This window comes from Butyrivibrio sp. YAB3001, assembly GCF_900112195.1.
In the GTDB taxonomy this organism is placed as follows: Bacteria; Bacillota; Clostridia; order Lachnospirales; family Lachnospiraceae; genus Butyrivibrio.
Genome location: NZ_FOKR01000007.1, coordinates 107,604 through 133,731, shown reverse-complemented (window position 1 = coordinate 133,731; position 26,128 = coordinate 107,604). Strand labels below are relative to the sequence as shown.

Genomic DNA, 26,128 nt, shown 5'->3' with positions numbered 1-26,128 from the left:
CATTTAAGGCCCAAGGATGAAGAAACTGTATATAATCTGAGGCATAATAATCTTATTTTTTTAACCAATGCATGAGGATAGGACAGTTAAGAAGAGGGACGACAAAATGGGTTTTTTTATCAAGAAAATCAAATGTCCAAAATGCAAGAGTATCAATTATACCAAGATTGACATGGAGGATGGAAATGCTGGAGTAAGTGGTGTTTTGCTTAATGCTTTTGATGTCGGAGGCAGATCTCGCATGGCCAGCAGTACACCTGTCGTTAAGGGCAATTTTACAGAATACTTCAAATGCAACGATTGTGGAAAAGTATTTCCATATACAAGAGAAAAATAAACATTAGAGAACTAGAATAAGACTATATAACTTAGGAGAGGTTTGGGAAGTTCTTTTATGGAAAAAATACAGAAAATGATATCCGAAGCGAGGGCATTGTTTGATGATGAAAAATATGAAGATGCGCGGAAGTTGAGGAAATAATGAAATGATGAGATTGCTGGAATTTTATACATTGGAATCCTTGGACTTTTCGAAACTAATGGAAGTTTATCGTGAAAGCAATGAGGATAATGCTTCATATTTTTATCCAGAAGAGACTGATCTAGATAAGGGACGTCATCTTGTGGAGCAGAAGTTCTATGATTATTTGAAAACTGGATTTTACAATAAACCGGGAAATAGATATTATGCCATTGAAGACAATGGGGAATGGCTATCGGCTATCCGTCTTTTTCCCGTAGAAGGCAAAGACAATAATTTTTTTGCTGAGGCACTTGAGACTATGCCCTCTCAAAGGAGAAAGGGCTATGCAAGAAAAATGATGGAACTGTTATTTGAAAAACTTGGAAGTGAAGGTTTTTTCGAAATAACAGACACTGTAAATAAGAGTAACGAGGCCTCTTTGCGGTTCCACTTAAACTGCGGATTTGAAATATTTAAAGATCCAGCATGCTGTGTGCTGAACGGGAATGTAGATGAAAAAGCCTTTACCATGCGCTATGTGGGGAATTTAGTAGCAGTAACATCGGATATTGAAAAATATGCTGCATTTGCACGTAAGATTAACGCAGACAGAGATGTCGGACAAATTTGTCGATGGTGCTGTAGAGACAATAATGACGATAATTAAACCGATGATTGGATGAGGCGACACAGAATCTGCCATCAAGTACTATAAGAAAAAGAAACAGCTCCTTAAGACCGAATGGGGTGTAAAATATGGCAGAGAACTTGATGAAATCGATAAGACCATCGAGGAACTTAGCAAATAACATACATAAGGAACATTAACTAGCAATGAAGTATTTAAAGCAATACAAGAATTTAAGCAAAGAAATCTACGTCCTATTTTTTGGACGCATAGTAACAAGCATGGGTTCTCTTATCTGGCCCATAATGACACTGATTCTCAAGAATAAGCTTGGTTACAGTGCTACAACCATTGCAACTATAGATATGGTACTGGCAATATTCCAATTTCCAATTGTAATACTGGGTGGAAAGCTTGCCGACAGTGTTAGTAGAAAAAAGATTATAGTTTGTTGTGATATGGTAACTGTAATCTGCTATTTTATCAGCGGTTTGATTCCACTATCCTTTGTCAGTGTCGCTCTTTTCTATATTGCAGGTCTTTTTGCAGCGGTAGAAGGACCATCTTATGATGCGCTTATCGCTGACCTTAGTGATTCTGACAACAGAGAGCAGGCATATAGTCTTCAGTACCTTGGCATGAATCTGGGACTTGTGCTTGCACCTACGCTTGGCGGGTTATTATTTGAACACTATTTATGGCTTGCCTTTTTGATAACCTCAGTAGCGACGTTTTCTTCAACACTTTTAATTATTCTTTTTATCAAGAAGCTTAGTGTTGAAAAGAAAAATGTAAGTGAGTATGAGGAAAAACGCGAAGGAGCAAAGCTATTGGAAATCCTGAAGGAGCGTAAAATACTGCTTTTGTACATTGCTGCCTCGGGATTCTGTAATCTGGTTTACTCGCAGTTCAATTATCTTTTGCCGCTTCACATGGAGCACCTTTATGATGCTAAAGGTGCAACGATATTTGGACTACTAACCAGTACAAATGCGATAGTGGTTGTAATTGGAACTCCGCTTATAACAACGCTTCTTGCAAATATTATTGATGTCAGGAAATTCCTGATTGGCGAAGCCTTGATCGTAATTGGTCTTGTCAGCTTTAATTTCTTTGGCAGATGGATTCCTGTTTATTTCGTGCTGATGACAGTGTTTACGATAGGAGAAATCTTCTGTACCATAGCCAGCTCACCCTACATGACAAGGCGTGTGCCTTCAACACATTGGGGAAGGGTAAACTCAACAATCAATATCTTTTGTATGGCCATAACGTCTCTTGGAAATATCCTAATAGGAAAATTGTTTGATACATATGGCTTTAGTAGTGCCTGGCTTTTTGTTGCTGTAGTTGGTGTCATAGCAATTATGCTGATTTTACTACTGAATGTGTTTGATCGTGCAAGTTTCCCGCTTTTGTATAAGAAGGCAGACGAATAACGAGGACGGAGGCGTATACCATTGAATATTGGTAGGTATGAGAATAGTAATGTTGATGTCAAAATTAAAAGTATAGTTGCGACAATATTGGGAGATGGACTTTTTGAGGATATAACAAGAATCTGCGAGCGTTATAGTGAAGAAGAGGACGATTTTCGCGAATATGATGTTTATAAGATCAGGTCAGCAAATGGCATAAAAATCTTGAAAAAAACATCTGAAAGGGAAGTGACAAATTATGCAAACTATCTGCAGGGACATGGTTTTAAAGTTCCTGCATTCTATGGAAACTATAATGACGGGAAAGATATTTGGATCGTTATAGAAAGTATTGAGGGTGATGACCTTAGAGACATGACAAATGAACAGGCTATAGCAGCTGCAGATAGCTTGTCAGAAATACAGAACACATTCTGGAACTGCTCTGACACAGAGCGATTTGATGTTTCTGGTCACAAGTATTTTCCTTCTGAGATGCTGATGAATTTTATCGATGTAGCTGTAAACAGGATTGGAAGTCAGTTGGAAGAATTTGAATGCTATGCCTAAGTCATGGCTTATTGTAAATTGCAGTTTTATGTTGGAGGGAAATGAGTGGGAAAAATCGAAATAGAACCATTTCGAATGGATTATTTAGAAGATTATTTCAATGCGTTTACCGAGGAGATCACAAAGTATCAGTGGCCAGATCCGTTTGAAAGTTTAGAGGAAGCAAAAGATCTGCTGCAGAGTTTTCTTGATGAAGCTGAGCATGGAGAAACAATCTTGCTATCAGTAATATCTGAAGAGGGAAAGTTTGTCGGAAGTTCAGAAATACATGGCCTTTCAGAAGTGTGCCCTGAGGTTGGTGTATGGATTAAAGCATCTGAATGGAATAAAGGCTACGCATACGAAGCATTAAAGGTGGCACTTGACCGAGCTCGTGATAAATACGGGAAAACTGAGTTCTTTTACGAGGCTGACGTACGCAACATTGGCAGCATGAAGCTTCTTCGCAAGTTTGCAGATGATTATGAAATCATAGATCAGGGTATAGAGAAGATGACTACTGATTCCGGAAAAGAGCTGGAACTTCAGGGATTTGTACTCAAGGCTGTGAAATGATTATGATTGTAGGATTATCTTCCTGTATAGAAGGAGAATTGTAGTTTGAAATACATTTTATATTTTTTAATTGGATATATTGTTTTATATGCGGTTGTTTGGCTGCATGAAGTGGGTCATGCATTATGGTATCGCAAATATAATCTGAAAAATGATTGGTGGAGGGTACAGGTAAAGCCATACATATTCTTTTCGACACCAGGTGGTGTAGATGCTGAAGTGTGGGAAAATCTTAAACCAATCCAGTATGTGCTTAGCGCTTATGGAGGACTGATGGCAAATGCATTATTTGCTATAATCTCTGCCGGGATTATTAGGATTGTTGGAGAGGCTAATGAATTCTTCTGTATTGCGTTATGGCTATTTATGACGCTTCATATAGGGGAGATTGTGTCTTATCTTTTTGTGGGACCCATTTTTCTTGTCAGCGATATGGAACTTGTTAATCAGCATATGCCGAAATTAAGAATTCCCAATTTGCTTTTTGGATCCATACTTACAGTGGCATACGTTTATATGTTAACCCTTGTACCGGAAGAATTCCGTGTATTTGTTGTTATATGGAATATAGTTACAATCCTCTCGATGTGCGCTGGTCGAATGATCTTTACAGCTATAGCGAAGAGACGAACTCAATAAATACCACTTTATAAGGATGATGCGATAGTAAGTTATCTTACAGTAAAGTATACTATCGTAGGGGGAATGTATGAAAAAGGTATTTAGTAAGATTTTTGTAGTAATAGGAATTACGATAGTATCGATTCCAGCTCTGCTTTTATCTCTTTTTGTAGTAATAGAGGTAGTTGGATATATAGCCAATCATGCGGCAACAAACAAGCAGACAAAAGAGCTAACGGCATATATAGAGAAGTCTATAGAAGATGCAAGTATAGTTGATACATATTCTTTTACCGGAAACACTTCTGGAACAAGTAACTATGTTGAATGTCAATCCAAGGTCACATTTAATTCAAATATGCCTGAGGATGAGGCGGACAGCATATTTGAGGCACGATATGAGTATTATGCGTTGGAAAAGAATGATGGGAGTTATATTATAACTATTTATGGTGATGCACCTTTCCCAGACAACATTGAAGGGCATTAAAGTAAGCAATATATTGCAGGATAATCGACCAAGAAGAAAAGGATTAAAAAAGTCATATGACAAAAAAAGATCTTTTAATCAAAGCGGCACAGCTTTACGGATTCGATACTGCCTCAGCCAAGGAAGTCCACGGGCATGAGGGCGGCAGGAATTTGGTATTTATGATTGGAAATGATTCGGTTCTCAGAGTGTCTTCTCTTTCAGATAGAAGCATTGAGGATTATGAGGCGGAAATCGAGTATGTACATTATCTTTCTGAAGGTGGAGCCAGCGTGGCAGAATCCATCCCCTCAGGGAAAGGTAACCATATTGAAATTATCGATGAGAAGGTAGTAACCATGTTCGAGATTGCAAAAGGTGATCAGATAGCCGATCATGGTTACAAGTATATTGATGGAGTTTCGATAAACGAGTACTTCTATCTTACCGGCAAGGTTTTAGGGAAAATACATGCTCTTTCAAAGAACTATAGCCCGATTCATAAGCGTTTTGATTTCTTCGAGAAGTACAATGAAAACTATTTCGAGAGCCTTATCCCGGATGATTTCTGTTGTTTACATATGGAGATGGGGCGTCGGGTAAAAGACAGGCTGCATAAAATTTTGGAGGAACTGCGAAAACTTCCGCGGAGCTCTGAAAACTATGGAATGGTTCACTTTGACTATAGCGATGGAAACTATAACATTGAGTATGATACAGGGAAAATCAATGTATTTGATTTTGATAACTGCCGTACTTGCTGGTATTTATATGATATTGCCAATTTATGGTCTCATGGTCTTGGGTGGATTGCCTGGAATAATGACGTGAATGAAAGAAGGGCATATATGGAAAAATATATGCAGACGGTCATTAATGGATACCGGACTGAGTGTACCATAACCAATGAAGAACTTGAGCATCTGGAAATGATGGTCAATGCAGTATTGATGGAAAATATCATTGATGTCTTTGAGGTAAAGAAGGCTTCAGGCGAAGAATTCGTTTTTGATGAGGAAGAAAGCTACAATGTGAAGTGCCTTGTGGAGGGGCTTAGCTGGTTTGGTTTCTACAGTGATATTTTTGATGTTGAATCACCTTTTGAGGTAGAGATGTAAGATTCCGGTATATTGTACCACTTGCTTGGCACGAAAAGAGGTTTTTAGAAGAAATCACTTTAAAAAGTCTCTTTTTTATATGCCTTTTGGCATAGAATCATTATAGCTATGACAGCAGTTTACTAGTTTCAAGTAACGGGAGGAGACAATGAAAGTTCTTTTTATTGGAAACAGTCATACATATATGAATGATATGCCCGAGCTAACAAGACGTATGCTCGAGGACTCCACAGGGCAGCCTTGCCTTGTTACTATGTTAGCCTATTCTGGCAGATCTCTTAAATGGCACATGGAAGAGGAGTACTTTTCAGAGCGTTTTAGCATACTTCACGGCGGTTACGACTACTGCGTGATCCAGGAACAAGCCCATCCAATGGGAGATGAGCCGGATACTATAGCAAATGCTGGCAGGATTATAGAATTGTGCAAAAAAGTTGGGACAAAACCGGTCATCTTCGAAACCTGGGCTGAGAAGAGAAAGCCTGAAAACCAGCAAGAAATGAATCGAAGATACAGAGAACTGGCCGCAAGTCAAAATGTACTCCTAGCTCCAATAGGAGAAGTGTGGAGCGCAGCAATGGAGGAACATAATATTACATAATTATTGGAAAAAATATACCGGTCTTACCATTATGATTACAATGGTAAGACCTCTTTGTTTTATGGTGAAATATGTTTTGCCCGGTATTCCTTTGGAGTCATATGATACTGTTTTTCGAATAGAGAGTAAAAATGTGTCCGGTTGGAGAATTGCAGGTTCTGTGCAATTGAAGAGATGGATTCCTTTGTGTTTACAAGATCCATTGCTGCTTTTCGCAAGCAGAAGGTCATTCCATAGTCGTAAAGGCACATACCTGTAAATTTATTCACTATTCTATTAAGGTAATCTCCGCTGTAATTAAGTACTTTCTCAAGCTCTGAGCGGGTTACTCGTCCATTTCTTTCCGTCATAAGGTGTTCGACACGGCTAAACAGGAGCTGATCATTTCCCATACCCATTTCTACTTCGGTGCAGTGGTAATTGTCTGTGCTTGAAATAAAGTAAAGCAGTTCAGATAACAGGCTTCTCATCTTATATGAAGATCCAAAGTGAGGAAACATCATTGTGTTCAGCATTTCGGTTGAAAGATTCTTTAACTGCTCAAAGCCGGTAGCCTTTGCGAAAGCGGGTATCATATCCAGATATGCTTTCCGATCAGGATTATCGAGATCTGAAATGATAAAACTGTATAGGTTGCTCTTCATAAAATCCTTTTCAGAATGAAAAGAAGAGTGTTCTGCAACCGTAAACAGTTCACCAATCATACTGGTTGACAGTCCTACGAACAGGATGCTTGACTCTGTATCAAAATTTTCTGCATGTCGTATGCCTCTATTTATGAGACAGCATGTGCCGGCAGGGTATTTGTAGTCTATATCTTCTATGCGCTGCGTCACAGTTCCACTCAGAACTATCATGATTTCGTAATAATCGTGGAAATGAAGGGGATGATCATGAAATGCTTTGTCATGGCCTTGAAAAGAATCCCTGGCGTAAAAGAATTCATCTTCTGAAAATGTTATAGCGTTCATATAATCATCTTCTTCGGTACCGCTACAGAATTCATATGTGATCTGGTAGGGCAGCTTTAACTGATAATAGTTTGAATCGCTGCCAGTATTTATGCTGAATGACGCGTTTGGTTTTGCACTTGTTATATAGTCTTTGGATACTTCTCTTAACATAATTGTCTCCTAATCATTCCCATATATGTTACAAATTTTACCACCAAAGTCGTTTCGTGTCATTGTTTGTCCTTTTGACGAACGATAAAATCAAAACATATCAAAGAGCTTGAAACGCTGATATTACTGAATTTAGAAGGAGTTTGACCATGGGGAGAGGAGAATATCTGGTAAAAAATCTTAAACGGCACTGGATGTTATTACTGATGCTATTACCGGCACTCATATATGTTATAGTATTCAGCTATATTCCAATGACCGGCATAGTTATGGCATTTAAGAAGTATCAATATAACGGAGGAATATACTTTTCACCATGGAATGGGCTGAGTAATTTCAAGGCACTTTTTATTTCAGGGAAGCTTCTGCAGGTAACAAGGAACACGCTTTTGTACAATATAGCATTCATCTTTTTCGGAGTTGTATTCGAAATGGGAAGCGCCATCCTTCTGAATGAAATTATCAACAAACTGTTTAAGAAGACGGTGCAGTCCCTTATGTTTCTTCCATACTTCATCAGCTGGGTTGTGGCAGGAGCAATAATCTATAACGTCTTTAACTACGAGCGCGGCGTATTCAACAATATCGTAACATCTTTTGGAGGAACGCCCTTTGACCTTTATAACACGCCAGGGGCATGGCCCTTTGTCCTGATATTCCTTAAACTGTGGAAACAGACAGGATATGGCTCAGTAGTATATCTCGCAGCAATCACAGGAATGGATCAGGAAATGTTTGAAGCTGCATCAATCGATGGTGCTTCTGCATGGCAGAAGATCAAATACCTTACAATTCCTTCCCTCCGTCCTACGATGATGATCCTGGTACTCCTTGGTATCGGAAACATCTTCCGCGGTGATTTCGGGTTGTTCTACCAGACCGTAAAGAGCAGTGCACTCCTTCAGCCGATGACTGATGTTATCGACACCTATGTCTTCCGGTTGCTCATAGACAATGGAAATGTAGGAGTGTCTGCAGCGGCTGGGCTATACCAGTCAGTTCTTTGCTTTATCACGATTATGGTATGCAATAAGCTGGTGAAAAAAGCCAATCCGGATTATGCACTGTATTAAGGGAGGTAATAAATGTCTGCTGAAACCATCAGCCTTACCGAAGGCACAATAATTGAAGAACAGAAACTGTCGGATAAGACAGTGATAAGAAAGAAAAAGAAAATAAGCAGCGATCAGCTCTCAGTAAATATTGTGGGGGCACTTGCAGTAGGAATATTCGCACTTATATGTGTGATCCCTTTCTACTTGATAATAGTTGCGTCATTTACCAGTGAAACCTCACTGATAAGAGATGGATATCCTATTTTGCCAAGGCTTTCAGAACTTAGCCTGCAGAGCTACGCATTATGTTTAAAGAATCCTACAGCGATTCTTAAGGCATATGGGATGACAATAAGCGTTACGGTAATAGGAACTTTTCTTTCTGTGATGCTTGCTACGATGACGGGATATGTACTTAGCAGAAAGGATTTTCCGTGGAGAAACCAGTTTTCGTTTTTCTTCTTCTTCACAACATTGTTTAATGGTGGCCTCGTGCCATGGTACCTGATGTGCACACGTTATCTTAATTTCAAGAACAGTATTGTGGGGCTTATCCTTCCGCTGATGTTCTCTGTGTGGAACATGATCATTGCAAAATCATTTATGACAGGAATTCCTGCAGAGATTTCGGAATCCGCAAAGATAGATGGTGCAAATGACATAACCATATTTGCAAAACTTATATTGCCACTAAGTAAGCCCCTTATCGCAACGCTTTCTCTTTTTGCAGCACTGGCATACTGGAACGATTGGTACAACTGCATGCTGTTTGTGACAAATGAGGATATGTTTACATTGCAGTATTACCTTCAGAGAATCCTTGGAAGCGCAGAAGCGATGAGGATTGTTGCTGAAAAATCAGGTATTGCGCTTCCTTCAATTCCACTTGAGGGAATGAAAATGGCAATGACCATAATTGCGACAGGACCAATAGTACTTCTTTATCCGTTTGTGCAGAGGTACTTTGTCAAAGGACTTACCATCGGAGCTGTTAAAGGCTGATATTACGAAACTGAGTGTAACCCTTAGGGGAGAGTAATAGAGAATAAAAGGAGGATGTTCTAATGAAAAAGAAGGTATTATCAATTGTGCTGAGTATGGCAATGACAGCTACCATCCTTGCAGGATGTGGCTCAGCAACAGGCAATGCGCAGTCCGGAGCAAACACAGGGGATACAGTCATTGCTGATGAAGCAACAGCAACGGCAGGGGCTGTGTCACTTGAAGGACTCCCTGCGGCTATAGGAGAAGGTATCGTAAAAGCTACACCAGAAATGTATAAAGATGTGGATCTGTCTAAGCATAAGACTGTAAACATCACACTCATAGGAGATACTCCTACAGCTTGGAGTGATGTCCTTGCTAAAACAAATGAGTATCTTGAGCCATTTAATACTGATGTTGAGGTGAGTTTTCTAAGCTGGTCCGATTATCAGCAGATGTATTCACTTACACTTACAGGCGGGCAGGTTGACCTTATCTTTACTGCACCATGGTGCTTTATGTATACGGAAGCTGCAAAGGGATCTTTCTATGTTCTTGATAATGCCTTTGTAGCAAAGAACATGCCACTTACAAATAAATATCAGGCACCGGAAAGCTGGGATGAAACTACTATTTCAGGTCAGATGATAGCTGTTCCGTCAAACCAGGCTTCTCCAATGGGAAAGCTTGTTGCTATAAGACAGGATCTTGCAGATAAATATGGAATCAGTTCTCTTAATAACTGGAACGACTATATGAATTTTGCAAAGACCATCGCTGAAAAAGAGACACCTGAAAGCGGTATCTATGCTCTTGCAGCTGCCGGTGACAATAACGAGCTTTGGGATGTTTACAGACAGCAGGAGGATACATTCCTTGCTCTGGACAGTGATTACTTTGATCTTATCTACAATTATAAAAAAGGTGAATTACCTGATGCTTCAGATATAAAGCTTGTTTATGAGACAGAGCTTTTCAAAGAATATGCAAAAGATATGAAAGAACTTGCAGATGCTGGGGCATGGAGCAGAAGTGCACTTACAAATACGGTTACAGATGATGATGCATTCGGAAATCTTCAGGGCGCGTCAATCGCATGGAATACATCAGTATTTACCTACATCGAGCAGGCAGAGCAGACAGATGGCGTTGTAGGAGCAGCATATGATCTTACAAAGAACAACCTTGTGGGCTGTGAGAATTATTCAAATAATGACATGGCAATAGCTGCAGGAAGTGCTGACCCTGCAAGAGCTGCTATGGTACTTGATATTTTAAAGTGCGATACATATATAAATCATCTCTGGATACTTGGTGTTGAAGGCGAGCACTATACCGTAAATGACGCCGGAGAGTATACAGAAACAGATAAGGCAGGCGACTTTGCAGCATATGCAATATCTGCATCATGGGCTATCAAAAATGGAGACCTTAAAGAAGCTGGCGGAGACCCAAGAGCAACAGAAGTAACTGACAGCTGGGAAGAGAGAGTAGTAAGTAATCCTACAGTAACATTTGTTTTTGACGATTCAAATGTGGCAGATTATAAAGCTGCGGTAGGCACAGTACTTAAGGATTACGTTCCAATGCTTGAGCTTGGTCTTGTAGATGACGTTGATGCCACGATAGAAAAGATGATCAAGGAATGCTATGACTCCGGACTGCAGAATGTTCTTGATGAATTTGATGCTCAGTACGAGGCATGGAAAGCAACAAGATAAGATAAAAATGGGAAAAGCCGCTGTTAGATGCGGCTTTTCCAAATATAAAACATAAGGGATTATGCGTGATGAAAACTAAGTTTGCATATGGAGCAGACCTTGGCTGGATGACACAGCTTGAGGACAGGGGCTTTAAATGGATAAATGAAAAAGGAAAAACGGTATCATGCCTTGAAGCGGTCAAAGAGAAAGGAGCAGATTCAGTGAGATTCAGGATATTTGTAAACCCTCCTGAGAAAAGCTTTGTAGAAGAAAAAGACGGTACAATGGTAATGCTGGGGTACTGCGATGCCAAAAGAGTAGTGGAGGCAGCAAAGAGGGCAAAGCAGGCAGGTATGCGGATAATGCTGGACTTTCATTATTCTGATGAATTTGCGGATCCAAAGAAACAGTACATTCCTAAAGAATGGGAAGGTCTGTCTCATGAAGATCTTTGCCAAAAGGTAAGTGAGCATACAGAATATGTTCTTGGGATCATGAAAGAGCAGGATATATACCCTGAGTGGGTTCAGGTGGGCAATGAAATAAACCCCGGAATGATGCACCCCATGGGAGATTTAGAAAATCACCCGTTCCAGCTTGTTGAGTATATAAACAGCGGCTACCTCGCTGTAAAGAAAGTATTCCCAGACTGCAAGGTTGTTCTTCATCTGGCAAGCGGTCAACATCCAAACTGGGTAATGCCGTTTTTGGAGAACTTCTTTGAAAATGGTGGGATGACTGATGTTCTTGGCTTTTCCGATTATCCTTACTGGTGCGATCTCATAAACAAAGAAACTCCGGAAGAAAATGTTGATTCAAGCATAGACAATTGGACAAGGTGCTTGGATATGTACAGAAACAGATTCCATAAGCCTGTCATGATTGCTGAGATAGGTGGCCCTGAATACGAAGAGAAAGAAACAAGGCAGCTTATCGGGGACACAATAAGAATGCTAAAGCGTGTGCCTGAGGGTGAGGGGCTTGGGATATTCTACTGGGAACCGGAAGTATGTTCAGAAGTCCTTCCTGATGCGTATCCGCTTGGAGCATCAAGACTCGCTAAGAATTATACCCTTCAGCTAACGGAAGCACTGTCTGCATATAAGGATGCATAAATATGATCGTCATGTGTGAACTACGCAAATGATAATTGAAGATGCTATTGTATTTTTCGGGAGAGATTATATATGAAAATAAGAAATAGAATTATTAGTATTGAAAGCTATTAAAATATAGGGGTATGAATAAAGGAGAATCCAGATTCTATTTGAGGAAATGGGATCTTAACAGTGATTGATATGAGAAAAAAAGTAGTTGGGACACTGATGCAGCAAGAATGCTTGGAGTTAGTCGAAAAGCATTATCGGAGCTTGTTAATGAGAAAACGTCTCTAAGTCCTGAAATGGCGATTAGAAAAAGCAAGGCGACTAATACATCAGCAGAAAGCTGGATGAATATGCAGCAGAAACTGTCATTGTGGATTGCATATCAACACGAACCTTCAAATGTAATACCTTTTTTTAGAATGCAGTAGATGAGGGATAATATCTATAGCTCTGGAAATTCCAGGGCTATTTTATTTTCGTCTGGAACAAGGTATGATTATTCATAAGTTGTCTGAAATACATGATATGGGAGGAATACGGTATGTCATCATGGATGGTACATCATTAAGCACCATCATAAATTTTTATGATAATTCTTTTGGCTATGATGATTTTGAAAGAATAAGATTTCTGATGCCATGGATTGTGGAATTTAGTTTTGATGAGCTTGGAAATTGTGTGGACATCAAACGCCATTCTGTGTGATAGACAATAAGTGTACTAAGGGTGAGGACGTATTGTGAAGATATATTTTGCGAGACATGGACAAACAGATTGGAATATATTAGGAAAAGTTCAAGGTACGACTGATATTCCTTTGAATGAGAATGGAATAGCGCAGGCGCAACTTCTTTGCAAGAATCTTGAAGATAGAGATATTTCTTTTGAAAAGATATACACCAGCTATCAGGCTAGAGCTGTAAAAACTGCGCAGATAGTAGATGAGCATTTCCATACAGGATATGAAATAGTTAGAGGCTTGGAAGAAATGAATCTGGGATTGTTTGAAGGGCATACCTGGGATGAGATTCTTTCTTTATATGATGAAGAGCATAAGCTGTGGCTATCAAATAAAAGGTACAATCGTAGTCTTGGTGGTGAATCATACCAAATGGTAATGGAGAGATTATTCAATGCGCTGGATTATATTCTTGGGCAACATGATGCTTCTTCAGACAAAAACCTACTTATAATATCGCACGGTGCTGTCATTATGACGCTTCTTGCTATGAAAAGAAATATACCATTTGAGGAGTCGCATACGATAGAGGTTGATAATGCATCGCCTATAGAATTCAGTATCGAGGAACTGAAAGATATAAGAACACGGCTTTAATGGAGATGGTATGGCTGGCATCCTTCCGTAGATACATATGAAAAGTATTATAAAGAACAGGAGGATGGTAAAAGATTTGTTTTTATCGCAGAGTATGATGGCAGAGTCTCCGGGCAATGTACTCTGGTTCTGAATCCTATAGAAGGTCCTTGGGGGAATCAAGGCTATCCTGAAATTGAAGATCTGACAGTTTTCTTTGATGTTCATAATAAAGGTATTGGAAATAGGCTTTTTGCAGCGGTAGAAGGACCATCTTATGATGCGCTTATCGCTGACCTTAGTGATTCTGACAACAGAGAGCAGGCATATGGCTTTTTGTTGCTGTAGTTGGTAGCATGGCGATTATGCTGATTTTACTACTGAATGTGTTTGATCGTGCAAGTTTCCCGCTTTTGTATAAGAAGGCAGACGAATAACGAGGACGGAGGCGTATACCATTGAATATTGGTAGGTATGAGATTGGTAATGATCAACATTGACGTGCTACGGGTATTAAAATATCATTGGTATGCTTGCAAGTATTATATTCCAATTATTGGCTTGGGGAACTTGGGAAAGATGTTATTGACGCATACCAGGCTTCCAGCATATACTGGAACCAGGTTCATGGTTTTACTGCTGAGGATGTAAAGAAGGATCTTGAAGGGCTGCAGACAATGAGGAATCTTGCAAGGAATATGGCGTTCATGATAAAGGCATTTGCAGATGCGAAGGAGAAGTACGGCCTCCCGGGAGTGGAGAGAAATGCATTTACAAGTTTCCCAGATGGAAAATAATTGATTGAGGACAGCCAAAATGGAATTTAAAAAGGTAGTAATAATTGGTGCAGGAGCAGTGGGATGTTATATCCTTTGGGGGCTTTCTCAAAAGGAGAACATAGAGCTATCTGTGATTGCATCAGGCAAGCGTAAGGAACGATTTGAGAGAGACGGCTTTTTCATAAATGATGACCTATTCAAGCCGGTTGTAAAGACTCCATCAGAGGCATACGGAGCAGATCTTGTTATTGTGGCGGTTAAATATAACGCATTGCAGTCGGTGGTTTCAGATATAAAAGAGATTGTTACTGAGAATACTGTAGTAATGAGCCTTATGAATGGCGTTGACAGTGAAGAAGTGATAGCTTCTGCAATCGGCGAAAAGCATATTGTACCTGCTCTTATCAAAGTTGCTTCGGAAAGAAAAGAAAACAGAGTATTTTTTGATCCTGATTCTACAATAGGAATTGTATACGGAGAAAAAGACGGGAAAAGCACAGAAAGAACCGAGGCTCTGGCCAGACTATTTGAAGAGACAGGTCTTCATTACAGAGAAACAGATGTGATTTGGTCAGAAATATGGAGCAAGTTCAGGCTGAATGTGGGTAATAATCAGCCCCAGGCAATGCTCGGAGTTGGAGTAGGTGCGTACAGCGATAGTGAACACGTTGCAGCCATCAGGGAAGGACTTGTAAAAGAACTGGATGCTATTGCAGAAGCGAAGGAAATAGATATATCTAAAGCTGATTCTTCATCTTTCAGAGGATCGAAGGTTTCCAAGAGAGCGAGATATTCAACCCTGCAGGATCTGGATGCCGGGCGACATACAGAAGTCGATATGTTTTCCGGTACTCTTATACGCATGGGAAAGGAACTCGGAATCCCCACGCCCTATAATGAAATTACGTATCATATGATAAAGGCACTTGAAGAAAAGAATGATGGGTTCTTTGATTACGAATGACCATTTTATAAGACATCACTCCATTTGGGGAGAGGTGTCTTATTCTTTACCGCTTCACTGACCAGAGTGTAGAAGCGGTTTTTTTCTGTAGAGGCTCAAGACCGGCCTGCAGAGCTTCCATTGATTCAATGGTCTTTGCTTCCTGTGAAAGAAGCTGCTGAGATTCTGGATTGAAAAAGCTTTTGGAAAACAGGAATCAAACCCTGAGTTATGACAAAACAGTTACGGAAGGAGTATTAACTAATGCAGACAATTAACATAGCAAATGGACCTGAAAGTGCATCAAGACTGATTCTGGGATGTATGAGAATGCCTGCCCTCAGCACAGAGGCTGCAGCAAAAATGATCGAAACAGCCGTATCGCTGGGTATTAATTACATTGACCATGCTACCTGTTATGGCGATGGTGAGGCGGAGACCAGATTTGGCGATGCTATTGCGCTTACAGATGTGAAAAGAGAAGACCTGATCATCCAGTCAAAGTGCGGACTCAGATTCGACAAGCAGATATTTGACTGGAGGAAGTCAAATATCATAGAGAGCGTGGACGGGATTCTGAAGAGACTTAAGATGGAGTATATTGATGTGCTCCTTCTTCACAGACCGGATCTTCTCTATGACCCTGAGCAGATAGCGGAGGCCTTTGATGAGCTGGAAGCTGCAGGCAAGGTAAGATATTTCGGCGTGAGCAATACCATGCCGATGCAGATTGAGCTTTTGAAAAAGTATGTAAAGCAGCCTCTAAAGATCAACCAGCTGCAGCTCTCTCTGGAGCAGTCACAGCTCATTGATCAGGATCTTTACATGAATAATAAGACCACAGATATGTCTGTTATGCGCGATGGTGGGGCACTTGATTACTGCCGTTTAAGCGACATTACCATTCAGGCATGGTCTCCTCTGCAGCATGGAATGTTCAAGGGAATGTTCATTGATAATCCTGAGTTTCCTGAGCTGAACAAGGTATTGGGAGAACTGGCAGAGCAGTATGGTGTTACAAAAGCTGCAATTGCCATAGCCTGGATATTAAGACATCCTGCGAAAATGCAGGTAATAGCTGGAACCATGAACCCAGTGCATCTGACTGAGATGGCAGAAGCAGACAAGATTGAACTTACACACGAAGAGTGGTACAGACTGTACCTTTCTTCCGGGAAATTTTTACCATAACACAGAATAACAGGGTGGCTTTAACTATGAAAGAATGAAGCCCCAATACAAGCTTGCCATGAAGATGTTTGTGTCAGCTCTTAAGAACAAGAAAAATGCTACAGAGAAAGAAAAGGAAGCGGCTGAGATTATGTCTTCATCCTACGATATCTCCGATGTTAAGTACATAGAACCTATCGTAGAGTATCTTGGAGAAAAAGACAATGAAAAAGCTGTTTAAAACTTCTTTGAGATAGTAATTGACAAATGCATTTTTTAAGACATGATGGAGAAAAATATGGCTGGGACAATTAAAGACTACAGAAACATGGTAGAGCAGCCTTGGGGAAGGATGTTCTATGATTTGATTTATAGACAATTATATTTATAAAAATGCTATAAACCGCACATTTTCAAATTATAATAGTGATATAATGAACGAGCATGGGGATATATTCTATCTCCATGCTCATTTTTTATAGAATAGGAAATTTCTATTCAATAAAAAACGCTCCGCTATGGATGTGCACTCGCGCTCGGCGCGAGAATGTCGGCAATTGTTTTAATAAAGGATTTATGTATGGAATACATCAGTTTTCAAAATGTTACAAGACAATATACTATGGGCGAAGTCACCATCAAGGCAGTTGATGAAATCTCCTTCGAAATTAAAAAAGGAGAATTTGCAATAATTGTAGGGCCTTCCGGAGCAGGTAAGACCACTGTACTTAACATGCTTGGAGGCATGGACAAATGTGACAGCGGATATATATATGTGGACGATGTTCAGATATCTGGGATGAATGCAAGACAACTGACAAAATATCGCCGATATGACATTGGATTTGTGTTTCAGTTTTATAATCTGGTGCAAAATCTTACAGCTCTTGAAAATGTGGAACTTGCAGCCCAGATATGTAAAGACCCTTTACCGCCCAATGAAGTATTAGAACATGTGGGACTTGATAATCGCCAAAAAAATTTCCCGTCACAGCTTTCCGGAGGTGAACAGCAAAGAGTTGCGATTGCAAGAGCTCTAGCTAAAAATCCCAAACTATTGTTGTGCGATGAACCTACGGGAGCGTTGGACTATGTTACCGGCAAGCAGATATTAAAGCTTTTGCAGGATACCTGCAAAATGAAAGAAATGACCGTTATTGTTATCACTCATAACACAGCCCTGTGTCCGATGGCTGACCATGTTATTCACATTAAGAACGGTAAGGTGGATAAGGAAGAGTACAACGATAACCCAATGCCGGTAGAACAAATAGAATGGTAAAAGTCTAACCTATAGCCGTTTGCTTTATAAAGGATAATTCGTTGAAAAAAGCTTTAATAACAGATTTTTTTAGAGAAATTCATAAAAGCCGCAGAAAATTCTTTTCTCTGTTTGCTTTATCCGGATTGGCAGTAGCCTTTTTATCAGGACTTAGGGCTACCAAGCCGGATATGTGGTACAGCGCAGATAAGTATTTTAAGGATTATAATTTTATGGACATCCGTATACTATCTACCTTGGGGCTTACAGAGGATGATGTAACAGCTTTTGAAACTATAGAAGGAGTAAAAGAAGCTGAGGCGGTTAATTCCATTGATGCTATTGCTGATGGGCTGACAATTACTATTTTGTCTGAGCCTGACAGCATTAATATGCTGCGGCTTAAAGAAGGCCGCATGCCTTCCCAAAAGGGCGAATGTGTTACGGAGCAGAGCTTTTTGGATGAACTTGATCTGAAAATTGGAGACAGCTTTACAGTTGATCTTGCCGATCAGGAGGACATTCTGCTTGATCATACCTACACTATCGTAGGAATTGCCGACAATCCATTATATATATCTTTGATTAGGGGCTCATCTTCAATTGGGACGGGTTCTGTTTCTGCATGGGTTTGTGTTCCTAAGCAAGAGTTTGATTGTGACTACTGTACAGGAATTTATCTGACGCTGGATGGAACTGAAGACTTATATGCCTATGAAGATGCTTATGATGAGCTGATGGAAAAGATGGTTGATAAGATAGAGCCTATAGCTGAGGAAAGGCTTACTGTAAGACATGACGGCATTGTAAGTGATGCTCAGGCAGAGCTTGATGAGGCAAAAGAGGAATATAATGACGCCAAAGCAGAATCGGATAAAGAACTTGCTGATGCAAAGAAAGACTTGGATGACGCTGCAGCTGAAATTGATGATAATGAGGCAAAGCTTGAAGAAGCCTCTAAAACCATAGCAAGTAACAGAAATAAGCTGAATAACACTAAAAAGCAGCTTGATGAATCGGAAAGTACTTTAAATCAGACCAAAGAAAGCCTGGACGCATTACTGGTACAGATTGATAGTATACCTGAAGGCACTAATGATGCCATGAAGGCAGTGCTTCAGGCTCAGTATGCTGCCGGTATGCAGGAATATAATGCAGGTTTGGCACAGCTTGAAGAAGCTAAAGCTGCTTATAAATCCGGCATGTCACAATTGAATAAGGCACAAACTGAATATGAAGAAGGCATCGAACAGCTGGAGGAAGGAAAGAAAGATTATGAAAAGGGCTTAAAAGAATATGAAGATGCACGAGCCGATGCGGAAAAAGAGCTATCTGATGCCGAAAAGGAACTTGAGGATGCTCAGAATGAGATAGATGATATAGAAGATGGCGAAATATATGTTCTGGATAGGAATTCCAATATTGGTTATGTGGGGTTTGGTCAGGATTCAGGGAGAATGGGCAATCTTGCTAATGTCTTTCCGGTTATTTTCTTTTTGGTGGCAGCTTTGTCCTGCCTGACAACTGTAACAAGAATGATCGAAGAGATGCGAACTGAGATAGGAACCTTTAAGGCTCTTGGATATAGTAAACTGTCTATTTCAGTAAAATATATAGGGTATGCGGCTTTGGCTTCTCTTTTAGGAGGTATAACTGGTGCTGTTGTAGGCTGCATAGGAATTCCGTTTTTTATCTATACAGCATGGCTTATAATGTATTATCTCCCACCTATCAGCTACAAAGCTCAGTGGGACGTGGTAATACCTGCTATTTTGACCTCAGTGGGGGCGTTGTCAGTGACGGCAACTCTTGCATGTATGTCAACTTTGACCGATACACCTGCCAACCTTATGAGACCTAAGGCTCCCAAACCCGGTAAAAGAATATGGCTTGAAAGGATTGAGTTTATCTGGAAGCATATGCGTTTTACTCATAAAATTGCGTCCAGAAATCTTTTCAGGTATCAGCAAAGATTCTGGATGACAGTAGTGGGGATTGCAGGCTGTGCAGGACTTCTTGTAACAGGTTTTGGGCTCCATGACAGTATTTATGACATTTTGGATGATCAATTTAGCAAAATTAATCCTTATGATGCTTCAATAGGTCTTAGTGACAATATTTCCATGGCTCGCCTAGAAGCAATTACTAAAGAATTGGCTGAGAACGAGCTTGTAGAAGAATATGGAGCTTTTTACCAGGGAACCACTGACGTTTATTCAGAGGATGGTCTTGTGGAAAGTGTATACTTAATGCCTGTTACAGACATGGATAGCTTTAGCACCTTTTATAAACTGAGGCACAGACTGGATGAGGAAAAAGTGGCTTTTGATGACACTGGAGCCATATTAAATGAAAAGCTGGCAGACGAACTGGGGGTAAAGGCAGGAGATACTGTTTCCATAACTCTTAACAATGACAAAAGGGTGAGTATTAAGATAACGGATACCTTTGAGAATTATGTATATCATTATATTTTTATGACTGAGTCTTATTATAAGGAAATATCAGGAAGTGACGTTCCGGATAGCAATCTTATAATGATGAATCTCACAGAAGGGGCAAACCAGGACGAACTCTCTTCCAAACTTGTATCTATGAAGGGGGTATCCGCCTATACCAATGTCAGTGAAGTGGTAGATCGCTTTACAGACAGCTTTAACAGTGTCAATTATGCAGTAATGATAATTATTGTATCCGCAGCGGCGCTGGCATTCATAGTTTTGTATAACCTGATGAATATCAATATCACAGAAAGACTGAGGGAGCTGGCAACCCTTAAGGTTCTGGGCTTTACTGACGGGGAAACGGCAGCCTATACTTATCGTGAAAACATGGTGATGACAGCTATTGGAATAGTGGCTGGAATGATATTTGGTAAATATCTTCATGGATGGCTTATAACTACAATAGAAATAAATCAGGTCATGTTTGGAAGGCATATTCATACTGAGAGCTATGTAAAAGCAATAGGTTTAACCATAATATTCGCTTTAACAGTTAATGCCTTTGCGTTTATTGTAATAAGAACTATCAATATGGTCGAATCTCTTAAGAGTGCCGAGTGATATTCAGGATTTCATCACTGAAAATGAAGAAATCACCGGACAACTTTTATCCATGGAATGTCATAGAAATGGAAATTAAGAAAGAGGATTGGGCAAAATAACAATGCTTAAATACAGAGAAATGACAGCGGCTGACAATGCTGCAGTAGCTGCACTTGTCAGGAACAACCTGAAGCAGTTTAATCTTGATATTCCGGGAACGGTATACTTTGACGAAGGACTGGACCACCTTAGTGATTACTATGGCAATAATGAGCGTAAATACTATGTAATCGAGGGTGATAATGGTGAAGTTATAGGTGGAATCGGATTTGCCAGATTTGAACCGATGAAAGATACTGCTGAGTTACAAAAGCTCTATCTTACGGATGCGGCTAAAGGCTTAGGATTTGGTTCCGAATTGATAGACTATATTGAAGATAGGATGCGAGAAGCTGGGTATAAGGTTTCATATCTTGAAACTCATGACAATCTTCAGGCCGCAATTCATATCTATGAAAAGAAGGGATATAAAGAGATTGAGCGCCCGAAAGAGGTGGTTCATAGTACCATGAACAGATTCTTTAGGAAAGAGTTGTGAGGAAATATAAAGGCATCAACTAACAGAGGTGTATGGAAAATATATTAAAAGCATTGCTTATAAAATATGATTTGGGAGAACTTGTGGGTGATATTTCTCCTGTGTCAGGCGGCTTAATGCATCAGATGTATATAGTAGAAACAGATAAGACATGCACGGGATAAACTTAATGAAGCCAGAAAACTGCTTCCTCAGATGAGAGCAATAATTAATGATGACATGGATCCCAAGAATATCATGTGGGATAAGGGGGAACCTTTTGTAATTGATCTGGAATGCTTGGGCTATAGTAATCCGATTGCATCTAGTGTACTGCAGTGGGCAGGAACTGTTAATGAGAAATTCAATGCAGAGAGGGAGCGGAAGTTTGTGATACATTTTGGGGTGTAGAATATGGAATAATGGCTTGTGTAAAGACCTTCAGAAAGTCAGTTTTTCGAAGGTCTTTCTTAATGGCTGTTATCTCGATGGTTGTGGTTTGAAAATTTTTTTGATTTTAACCGCACATTTATGTGGACGAATCCGTTATATTACGTATAACGGTGTCCCTGTATCGGAAGAGAGCTACAGAGATGTATTGGGATATTTGCCACAGGATTTTGGCTATTACCCGGAGTTTTCCGGATGGGACTTTATGATGTATTTTTCTTCACTTAAGGGTTTGAGTAAGAGAGATGCTATAGCCAGATCAAGGGAATTATTAGAAATGGTCTCTCTTTCTGATGTTGCTAAAAAGAAAATCAAAACTTATTCCGGAGGAATGAAACAAAGATTGGGAATCGCGCAAGCACTTATTAACAGACCGGAGGTTCTGATATTGGATGAGCCGACAGCAGGTTTGGATCCCAAAGAACGTGTAAGATTCCGTAATCTAATCGAAGAAATAGGAAAGAGCAACATAGTACTTTTATCAACTCATATTGTGTCGGATGTTGAACATATTGCCGACAGAGTGATAATGATGAAATCAGGTCAAATCATCTGGCAAGGTAAGTGGGATGAGTCAGATGGAAGCTTGGAGGATTTGAATAGAATCAGCACAGTAAATGGTGCTAGGTTTTATGAAAATAGGGTTGAGAAGATTGATAAAGTCTTGAATGCTGATTACTCTTATGGCAATTATACTGACAAAGAAAAAGAATACTGGTTAGAAAAAGCTGAATCAATAAATACGCCATTTAAGTGGGGAAGCAGGGAAGCATGGGACAATATTTGGAAAAGTATTTGCTTTCTATGCTTTGAGTTAGTAGTCATCAGTGTTTGTATTGCCCCGGTATTCGCAGGTGAGATCTATGATCGAACAGATTCTTTGCTGTTTTGCTCAAAAAATGGCAGGACAAAACTGGTACATGCAAAAATAATAGTCGCCTTTGTCTTTACAGTATTTTATATGATGGCATGTTGCCTGACGGGATCGTTGATTCATGTTGCTATATTTGGAATAGATGGTTGGGATTTGCCGGTACAATTATGGAATACCATAATTCCGTATCAGTTGAATGCGGCGCAAGCATGTATGCTTAATCTGATTATCATTATTTTGCTGGCAGCATTATTAACTGGAATTTCTTTGTTTATCTCTGCGGCTTGTAAAAACCAAGTTGCAGTATTAGCGATTGATATGTTTGTCTTTTTTGGAACAGTATTTTTGCAATCATCAAAAACAAGCAGATTATGGAATCGTATTTGCTATTTATTCCCCCTGCATGTGGTAGATATGAGGGATGTATTAAAAACGTATAACAGTTATCAGATCGCAGGCCATGTTTATTCGTATATTGAGATGATAATTATTGTGTACATAGTTTTCACGGTGCTTTTTACAATATTTGCTGGACATATATTTAAGAAGCATCAAGTGGCATAGTTTTGAAGCACAGCACTATTTTTTGAAACCTAAAGAATTTGTTGGGATAAGGCGATAGTAAGATATCTTACAGTTTAAAATGGTTGTTATTTGCTTCACAAGCGGTGTATAATCTGCATAATAATTCATCCGGGCGCATTGCCCGGATATTTTTTCTGATAGCATATATACGCTTGCGTATATATAATTCTAAGTATATAATAAAGGTGGAAGGAGGATGCGACTATGTACATTAAGCAATATCTTGAAGACAACAGTATATCTATATATAAAGTGGCGAATAGCGCTCTGGTTGCTTATCCTACGGTTTTTAACATTGTTAATGGGAAGGTGGATATCCTTAACTGTGCTCTTGGCGTTGTGAAAAAGATAGCTGATGCTCTTAACCTCACAATAGATGAGCTTCTTACGTTGTGCGATAAGAATCATTCCTTCAACCTTTTCAGAAGTGAGCAGTGTCATCTAGTAAATCGTATTGGTGAGATAGATTACGTTATCGACCTTTTGGAAAAGAAAAAGATAGATTATTACTGGAAATTGGATATGAAAGCAGAAGCTTTTTATCTTCTTGCAATGCTTGATTATCTGAGCAAGCGGAACGACCTTCCAAAGTGTACTGAGTACGATGAAATCAGGAGGTATAAGTTGGAAAAGCCGGTTTTTCCCGCTGATACAGAGTTATCAGAAATGCTTTTGGGAAAAGATGCGCAACAAGAAGCTTTGAATCACGCAATTCCCGAGTTCCTTAATTTTAATATAGTAGAATGCGAGATTATAAATGGATAAGGTTTTATTTACGAAAGATAATATAGACAATCTGCTGTTCCAACTTGCAAAAGAGTATAAGAAGATCAATAGAAAAAATACACCGGCAGAGATTGTTATCATAGGTGGAGCAGCAATAGTGTCCAAATATGGCTTCCGGGCTTCTACAACGGATATTGATAGTTTGATTTTTGCCTCTTCTTCAATGAAGGATGCAATAAATACCGTAGGCGACAAAAATGGACTGCCAACAGGTTGGATCAATGAGGAATTCAGAAAAACAAGTTCATACACTGAGAAGATCAGGCAGTATTCCAAGCATTATAAGCTGTTTGCAAATATTCTGGAAGCGAGGATGCTTCCTTCCGAGTACGATGTAGCAATGAAACTTGCGTCATTGAGACCGTACAAGTATGATATGTCAGATGCTGTCGGTATCATAAAGTCAGAGAATATCACAAGAGAGCAGATAGAGAAAGCGGTCGTGGATTTTTATGGAGGATTTGAAAATCTGTCCCATCCTGATGAAGCAAAGAAACTACTTGAGAGTATCTTTGCTGCTCATAACCTAGATGAGCTATATGACAGTACCAGAACATCAGAATCGGATAACCGGGTAATTCTCAAGGATATCGATGATAATTATCCGAAACTTCTTAATGAAGGTAATCTGGCAAGCGTGCTAGAGGCTGCAAAAAGGAAGAAAGACAGTAAATAGTAATAGTCTCATGAAATTTTGAGACTATCATGAGACTGAGTTTTCTTAGGAGCTTCACTATGGGGCTCCTTTTCTTTTTGGATTCATTATAATGACCTCAGAAGGAGGTACATTACCTATGATGAATCAGGAAACTATTAACTTTATCTTGCAGAGAATGGTAGTATTTCTGGACAATGCTCAGATGCTCAAGCTAAAGGATATCTTGGACGAGATAGCCAGGCAGGAAGACACAACCCTGTTGACGAAGAGTTCTGAGGAGCTTCTGGAAATGTTCCTCGCTACCAAGAGGCTGGAGGGCAGGTCGGAAAACACACTTTTTCTCTACCGCTTCAATATAGGAAAAATGCTTGAAAAAGCCGAGAAGAATGTTTGTGTCATGAATACTGATGATGTGCGCAGTTATTTGTCTTCTTATCAGGAAAACAATGGTGTGAGTAAAGCTACAGTAGATAATGTAAGAAGAACTCTGTCCAGCTTTTTCAGATGGCTTGAAGATGAAAACTATATTTTCAAGAGTCCAATGCGCAGAATTCACAAGATAAAAACATCAGTTACGGTTAAGGAAACGTATTCGGATGAGGAACTGGAACGTCTACGGGATGAATGCAAAGCTCTCAGAAATCTTGCCATAATAGATATGCTAAACTCAACAGGGGTGCGCGTTAGCGAACTTGTTAATCTCGATATAGATGATATCGATTTTGAAGAGCGTGAGTGTGTTGTTTTGGGAAAAGGCGATAAAGAACGCATAGTCTATTTTGATGCAAGAACAAAGATACATCTTCAAAAGTATCTGAAGATGCGTAATGATCCAAACCCCGCACTGTTTGTCAGCACAAAGAGCCCACATCATAGATTGAAAGCGGGCGGAGTGGAAATAATGCTAAAGAAGATGGGGGATAAGACCAATGTAACCCACTGTTATCCACATAAGTTTCGAAGGACTATGGCTACAACTGCAATTGATAAAGGTATGCCGGTAGAACAGGTACAGAAATTACTTGGTCATGATCAGATCGATACAACCATGCAATACGCTATGGTAAAGCAGAGTAATGTAAAGCTGTCACATAAGAGATTTATCGGCTAACATATGTTTTTATAAGAATCGTCCATGAAAAGAGGAGCCATATAGCCTTGGAGTGCCGAAGCTAACGCAATATTTATAGATTTAGCAAAATAATAAGGAATTACACACCTGGTTTTGGAGATTTCTGAAACCAGGTCTTTTATTGCTTTAATTTCCC

28 protein-coding genes and 3 pseudogenes are annotated in these 26,128 nt (G+C 39.6%); 30 read left to right on the top strand and 1 reads right to left on the bottom strand.

Translation table 11 applies throughout. The features are described 5' to 3' along the window. Positions 1 to 106 precede the first annotated feature (106 nt). The 9 genes from BM086_RS09625 (at position 107) to BM086_RS09585 (ending at position 6,443) form a co-directional block, all read left to right on the top strand. A complete protein-coding gene (locus tag BM086_RS09625) occupies positions 107 to 337 on the top strand; it encodes a hypothetical protein (protein ID WP_092325809.1) in 231 nt (76 codons plus the stop codon). Positions 338 to 485: 148 nt separating this feature from the next. Then, entirely contained in the window at positions 486 to 1,130 is a 645-nt protein-coding gene (locus tag BM086_RS09620; protein WP_092325808.1) for a GNAT family N-acetyltransferase, read from the top strand. A 167-nt stretch (positions 1,131 to 1,297) separates the two neighbouring features. Beyond that, complete coding sequence (locus BM086_RS09615) at positions 1,298 to 2,530, top strand: MFS transporter (protein ID WP_092325807.1); 1,233 nt, start codon at positions 1,298 to 1,300, stop codon at positions 2,528 to 2,530. Between the two features lie 21 nt (positions 2,531 to 2,551). Continuing rightward, entirely contained in the window at positions 2,552 to 3,079 is a 528-nt protein-coding gene (locus BM086_RS09610; RefSeq protein WP_092325806.1) for a hypothetical protein, read from the top strand. 45 nt (positions 3,080 to 3,124) lie between these two features. After that, entirely contained in the window at positions 3,125 to 3,634 is a 510-nt protein-coding gene (locus BM086_RS09605; RefSeq protein WP_092325805.1) for a GNAT family N-acetyltransferase, read from the top strand. A gap of 45 nt (positions 3,635 to 3,679) precedes the next feature. After that, on the top strand, positions 3,680 to 4,273 hold the full coding sequence (locus tag BM086_RS09600) for a hypothetical protein (RefSeq protein WP_092325804.1): 594 nt from the start codon (positions 3,680 to 3,682) through the stop codon (positions 4,271 to 4,273). A 70-nt stretch (positions 4,274 to 4,343) separates the two neighbouring features. Further along, positions 4,344 to 4,745: a hypothetical protein gene (locus BM086_RS09595; protein WP_092325803.1), complete on the top strand. Its 402-nt coding sequence runs from the start codon at positions 4,344 to 4,346 to the stop codon at positions 4,743 to 4,745. 56 nt (positions 4,746 to 4,801) lie between these two features. Then, positions 4,802 to 5,842 carry a phosphotransferase enzyme family protein gene (locus tag BM086_RS09590; protein WP_092325802.1) on the top strand — a complete coding sequence of 347 codons (1,041 nt, stop codon included), beginning with the start codon at positions 4,802 to 4,804 and terminating at the stop codon, positions 5,840 to 5,842. Between the two features lie 148 nt (positions 5,843 to 5,990). Continuing rightward, a complete protein-coding gene (locus BM086_RS09585; RefSeq protein ID WP_175560193.1) occupies positions 5,991 to 6,443 on the top strand; it encodes a hypothetical protein in 453 nt (150 codons plus the stop codon). Between the two features lie 59 nt (positions 6,444 to 6,502). Here the strand turns inward: BM086_RS09585 and BM086_RS09580 are convergent, their stop codons facing one another. After that, positions 6,503 to 7,567 carry an AraC family transcriptional regulator gene (locus BM086_RS09580; RefSeq protein WP_092325801.1) on the bottom strand — a complete coding sequence of 355 codons (1,065 nt, stop codon included), beginning with the start codon at positions 7,565 to 7,567 and terminating at the stop codon, positions 6,503 to 6,505. A gap of 149 nt (positions 7,568 to 7,716) precedes the next feature. On the opposite strand from BM086_RS09580, the gene BM086_RS09575 reads away from it, so the two are divergent. From BM086_RS09575 to xerA, 21 genes and pseudogenes are all read left to right on the top strand, one after another. Beyond that, positions 7,717 to 8,640 (top strand): ABC transporter permease, encoded by a 924-nt coding sequence (locus BM086_RS09575; protein ID WP_092325800.1) that lies wholly within the window; start codon positions 7,717 to 7,719, stop codon positions 8,638 to 8,640. A gap of 12 nt (positions 8,641 to 8,652) precedes the next feature. Beyond that, positions 8,653 to 9,624, top strand: a complete 972-nt coding sequence (locus tag BM086_RS09570; RefSeq protein WP_092325799.1) for a carbohydrate ABC transporter permease — start codon at positions 8,653 to 8,655, stop codon at positions 9,622 to 9,624. Between the two features lie 62 nt (positions 9,625 to 9,686). Then, positions 9,687 to 11,327 (top strand): ABC transporter substrate-binding protein, encoded by a 1,641-nt coding sequence (locus BM086_RS09565; RefSeq protein ID WP_092325798.1) that lies wholly within the window; start codon positions 9,687 to 9,689, stop codon positions 11,325 to 11,327. 68 nt (positions 11,328 to 11,395) lie between these two features. Further along, the gene (locus BM086_RS09560) at positions 11,396 to 12,424 is read left to right on the top strand and encodes a glycosyl hydrolase 53 family protein (protein ID WP_092325797.1); all 1,029 of its coding nucleotides are present in this window, start codon (positions 11,396 to 11,398) and stop codon (positions 12,422 to 12,424) included. 218 nt (positions 12,425 to 12,642) lie between these two features. Continuing rightward, positions 12,643 to 12,843, top strand: a pseudogene (locus BM086_RS21915) (HigA family addiction module antitoxin); the annotation flags it as partial. Between the two features lie 64 nt (positions 12,844 to 12,907). After that, positions 12,908 to 13,120, top strand: a complete 213-nt coding sequence (locus tag BM086_RS20510; RefSeq protein ID WP_141107725.1) for a hypothetical protein — start codon at positions 12,908 to 12,910, stop codon at positions 13,118 to 13,120. Positions 13,121 to 13,154: 34 nt separating this feature from the next. Continuing rightward, positions 13,155 to 13,751: a histidine phosphatase family protein gene (locus tag BM086_RS09550; protein WP_092325795.1), complete on the top strand. Its 597-nt coding sequence runs from the start codon at positions 13,155 to 13,157 to the stop codon at positions 13,749 to 13,751. A 45-nt stretch (positions 13,752 to 13,796) separates the two neighbouring features. Continuing rightward, positions 13,797 to 14,078 (top strand): annotated as a pseudogene (locus BM086_RS21910) (GNAT family N-acetyltransferase); the annotation flags it as partial. Positions 14,079 to 14,263: 185 nt separating this feature from the next. Beyond that, entirely contained in the window at positions 14,264 to 14,527 is a 264-nt protein-coding gene (locus BM086_RS09545; RefSeq protein WP_175560192.1) for a hypothetical protein, read from the top strand. 19 nt (positions 14,528 to 14,546) lie between these two features. Then, the gene (locus BM086_RS09540; RefSeq protein WP_092325794.1) at positions 14,547 to 15,473 is read left to right on the top strand and encodes a ketopantoate reductase family protein; all 927 of its coding nucleotides are present in this window, start codon (positions 14,547 to 14,549) and stop codon (positions 15,471 to 15,473) included. A gap of 243 nt (positions 15,474 to 15,716) precedes the next feature. Further along, entirely contained in the window at positions 15,717 to 16,643 is a 927-nt protein-coding gene (locus BM086_RS09535; RefSeq protein ID WP_092325793.1) for an aldo/keto reductase, read from the top strand. Between the two features lie 34 nt (positions 16,644 to 16,677). Further along, a complete protein-coding gene (locus BM086_RS09530) occupies positions 16,678 to 16,863 on the top strand; it encodes a hypothetical protein (protein WP_175560191.1) in 186 nt (61 codons plus the stop codon). A 339-nt stretch (positions 16,864 to 17,202) separates the two neighbouring features. Further along, positions 17,203 to 17,904, top strand: coding sequence for an ABC transporter ATP-binding protein (locus tag BM086_RS09525; RefSeq protein WP_092325792.1), 702 nt, complete (start codon positions 17,203 to 17,205; stop codon positions 17,902 to 17,904). Positions 17,905 to 17,945: 41 nt separating this feature from the next. Then, complete coding sequence (locus BM086_RS09520; RefSeq protein WP_092325791.1) at positions 17,946 to 20,948, top strand: ABC transporter permease; 3,003 nt, start codon at positions 17,946 to 17,948, stop codon at positions 20,946 to 20,948. A gap of 103 nt (positions 20,949 to 21,051) precedes the next feature. Continuing rightward, positions 21,052 to 21,528 carry a GNAT family N-acetyltransferase gene (locus BM086_RS09515; protein WP_092325790.1) on the top strand — a complete coding sequence of 159 codons (477 nt, stop codon included), beginning with the start codon at positions 21,052 to 21,054 and terminating at the stop codon, positions 21,526 to 21,528. 32 nt (positions 21,529 to 21,560) lie between these two features. Next, positions 21,561 to 21,692, top strand: coding sequence for a hypothetical protein (locus BM086_RS21600; protein WP_255367798.1), 132 nt, complete (start codon positions 21,561 to 21,563; stop codon positions 21,690 to 21,692). Positions 21,693 to 21,723: 31 nt separating this feature from the next. Further along, positions 21,724 to 21,918, top strand: a complete 195-nt coding sequence (locus BM086_RS09510; protein ID WP_092325789.1) for a hypothetical protein — start codon at positions 21,724 to 21,726, stop codon at positions 21,916 to 21,918. Between the two features lie 139 nt (positions 21,919 to 22,057). Beyond that, positions 22,058 to 22,519: pseudogene (locus BM086_RS21905) on the top strand (ATP-binding cassette domain-containing protein); the annotation flags it as partial. Positions 22,520 to 23,620: 1,101 nt separating this feature from the next. Continuing rightward, positions 23,621 to 24,181 carry a helix-turn-helix domain-containing protein gene (locus BM086_RS09500; RefSeq protein WP_026657270.1) on the top strand — a complete coding sequence of 187 codons (561 nt, stop codon included), beginning with the start codon at positions 23,621 to 23,623 and terminating at the stop codon, positions 24,179 to 24,181. Then, on the top strand, positions 24,174 to 24,878 hold the full coding sequence (locus BM086_RS09495) for a DUF6036 family nucleotidyltransferase (RefSeq protein ID WP_026657271.1): 705 nt from the start codon (positions 24,174 to 24,176) through the stop codon (positions 24,876 to 24,878). The genes BM086_RS09500 and BM086_RS09495 overlap by 8 nt, the downstream gene beginning before the upstream one ends. A 121-nt stretch (positions 24,879 to 24,999) precedes the next feature. Beyond that, a complete protein-coding gene (gene xerA / locus BM086_RS09490; RefSeq protein ID WP_092325876.1) occupies positions 25,000 to 25,971 on the top strand; it encodes a site-specific tyrosine recombinase/integron integrase in 972 nt (323 codons plus the stop codon). The last annotated feature ends 157 nt before the right edge of the window (positions 25,972 to 26,128 follow it).

Excerpts from the sequence above, each read along its gene's own strand:
- BM086_RS09560 (WP_092325797.1), top strand. The coding sequence starts at position 11,396 with ATGAAAACTAAGTTTGCATATGGAGCAGACCTTGGCTGGATGACACAG.
- BM086_RS20510 (WP_141107725.1), top strand. The coding sequence starts at position 12,908 with ATGATTATTCATAAGTTGTCTGAAATACATGATATGGGAGGAATACGG.
- BM086_RS09570 (WP_092325799.1), top strand. The coding sequence starts at position 8,653 with ATGTCTGCTGAAACCATCAGCCTTACCGAAGGCACAATAATTGAAGAA.
- BM086_RS09515 (WP_092325790.1), top strand. The coding sequence starts at position 21,052 with ATGCTTAAATACAGAGAAATGACAGCGGCTGACAATGCTGCAGTAGCT.
- BM086_RS09495 (WP_026657271.1), top strand. The coding sequence starts at position 24,174 with ATGGATAAGGTTTTATTTACGAAAGATAATATAGACAATCTGCTGTTC.
- BM086_RS09620 (WP_092325808.1), top strand. The coding sequence starts at position 486 with ATGATGAGATTGCTGGAATTTTATACATTGGAATCCTTGGACTTTTCG.
- BM086_RS09530 (WP_175560191.1), top strand. The coding sequence starts at position 16,678 with ATGAAGCCCCAATACAAGCTTGCCATGAAGATGTTTGTGTCAGCTCTT.
- BM086_RS09585 (WP_175560193.1), top strand. The coding sequence starts at position 5,991 with ATGAAAGTTCTTTTTATTGGAAACAGTCATACATATATGAATGATATG.
- BM086_RS09510 (WP_092325789.1), top strand. The coding sequence starts at position 21,724 with ATGAGAGCAATAATTAATGATGACATGGATCCCAAGAATATCATGTGG.
- BM086_RS09500 (WP_026657270.1), top strand. The coding sequence starts at position 23,621 with ATGTACATTAAGCAATATCTTGAAGACAACAGTATATCTATATATAAA.
- BM086_RS09575 (WP_092325800.1), top strand. The coding sequence starts at position 7,717 with ATGGGGAGAGGAGAATATCTGGTAAAAAATCTTAAACGGCACTGGATG.
- BM086_RS21600 (WP_255367798.1), top strand. The coding sequence starts at position 21,561 with ATGGAAAATATATTAAAAGCATTGCTTATAAAATATGATTTGGGAGAA.
- BM086_RS09590 (WP_092325802.1), top strand. The coding sequence starts at position 4,802 with ATGACAAAAAAAGATCTTTTAATCAAAGCGGCACAGCTTTACGGATTC.
- BM086_RS09595 (WP_092325803.1), top strand. The coding sequence starts at position 4,344 with ATGAAAAAGGTATTTAGTAAGATTTTTGTAGTAATAGGAATTACGATA.
- BM086_RS09615 (WP_092325807.1), top strand. The coding sequence starts at position 1,298 with ATGAAGTATTTAAAGCAATACAAGAATTTAAGCAAAGAAATCTACGTC.
- BM086_RS09580 (WP_092325801.1), bottom strand. The coding sequence starts at position 7,567 with ATGTTAAGAGAAGTATCCAAAGACTATATAACAAGTGCAAAACCAAAC.
- BM086_RS09535 (WP_092325793.1), top strand. The coding sequence starts at position 15,717 with ATGCAGACAATTAACATAGCAAATGGACCTGAAAGTGCATCAAGACTG.
- BM086_RS09625 (WP_092325809.1), top strand. The coding sequence starts at position 107 with ATGGGTTTTTTTATCAAGAAAATCAAATGTCCAAAATGCAAGAGTATC.
- xerA (WP_092325876.1), top strand. The coding sequence starts at position 25,000 with ATGAATCAGGAAACTATTAACTTTATCTTGCAGAGAATGGTAGTATTT.
- BM086_RS09565 (WP_092325798.1), top strand. The coding sequence starts at position 9,687 with ATGAAAAAGAAGGTATTATCAATTGTGCTGAGTATGGCAATGACAGCT.
- BM086_RS09540 (WP_092325794.1), top strand. The coding sequence starts at position 14,547 with ATGGAATTTAAAAAGGTAGTAATAATTGGTGCAGGAGCAGTGGGATGT.
- BM086_RS09525 (WP_092325792.1), top strand. The coding sequence starts at position 17,203 with ATGGAATACATCAGTTTTCAAAATGTTACAAGACAATATACTATGGGC.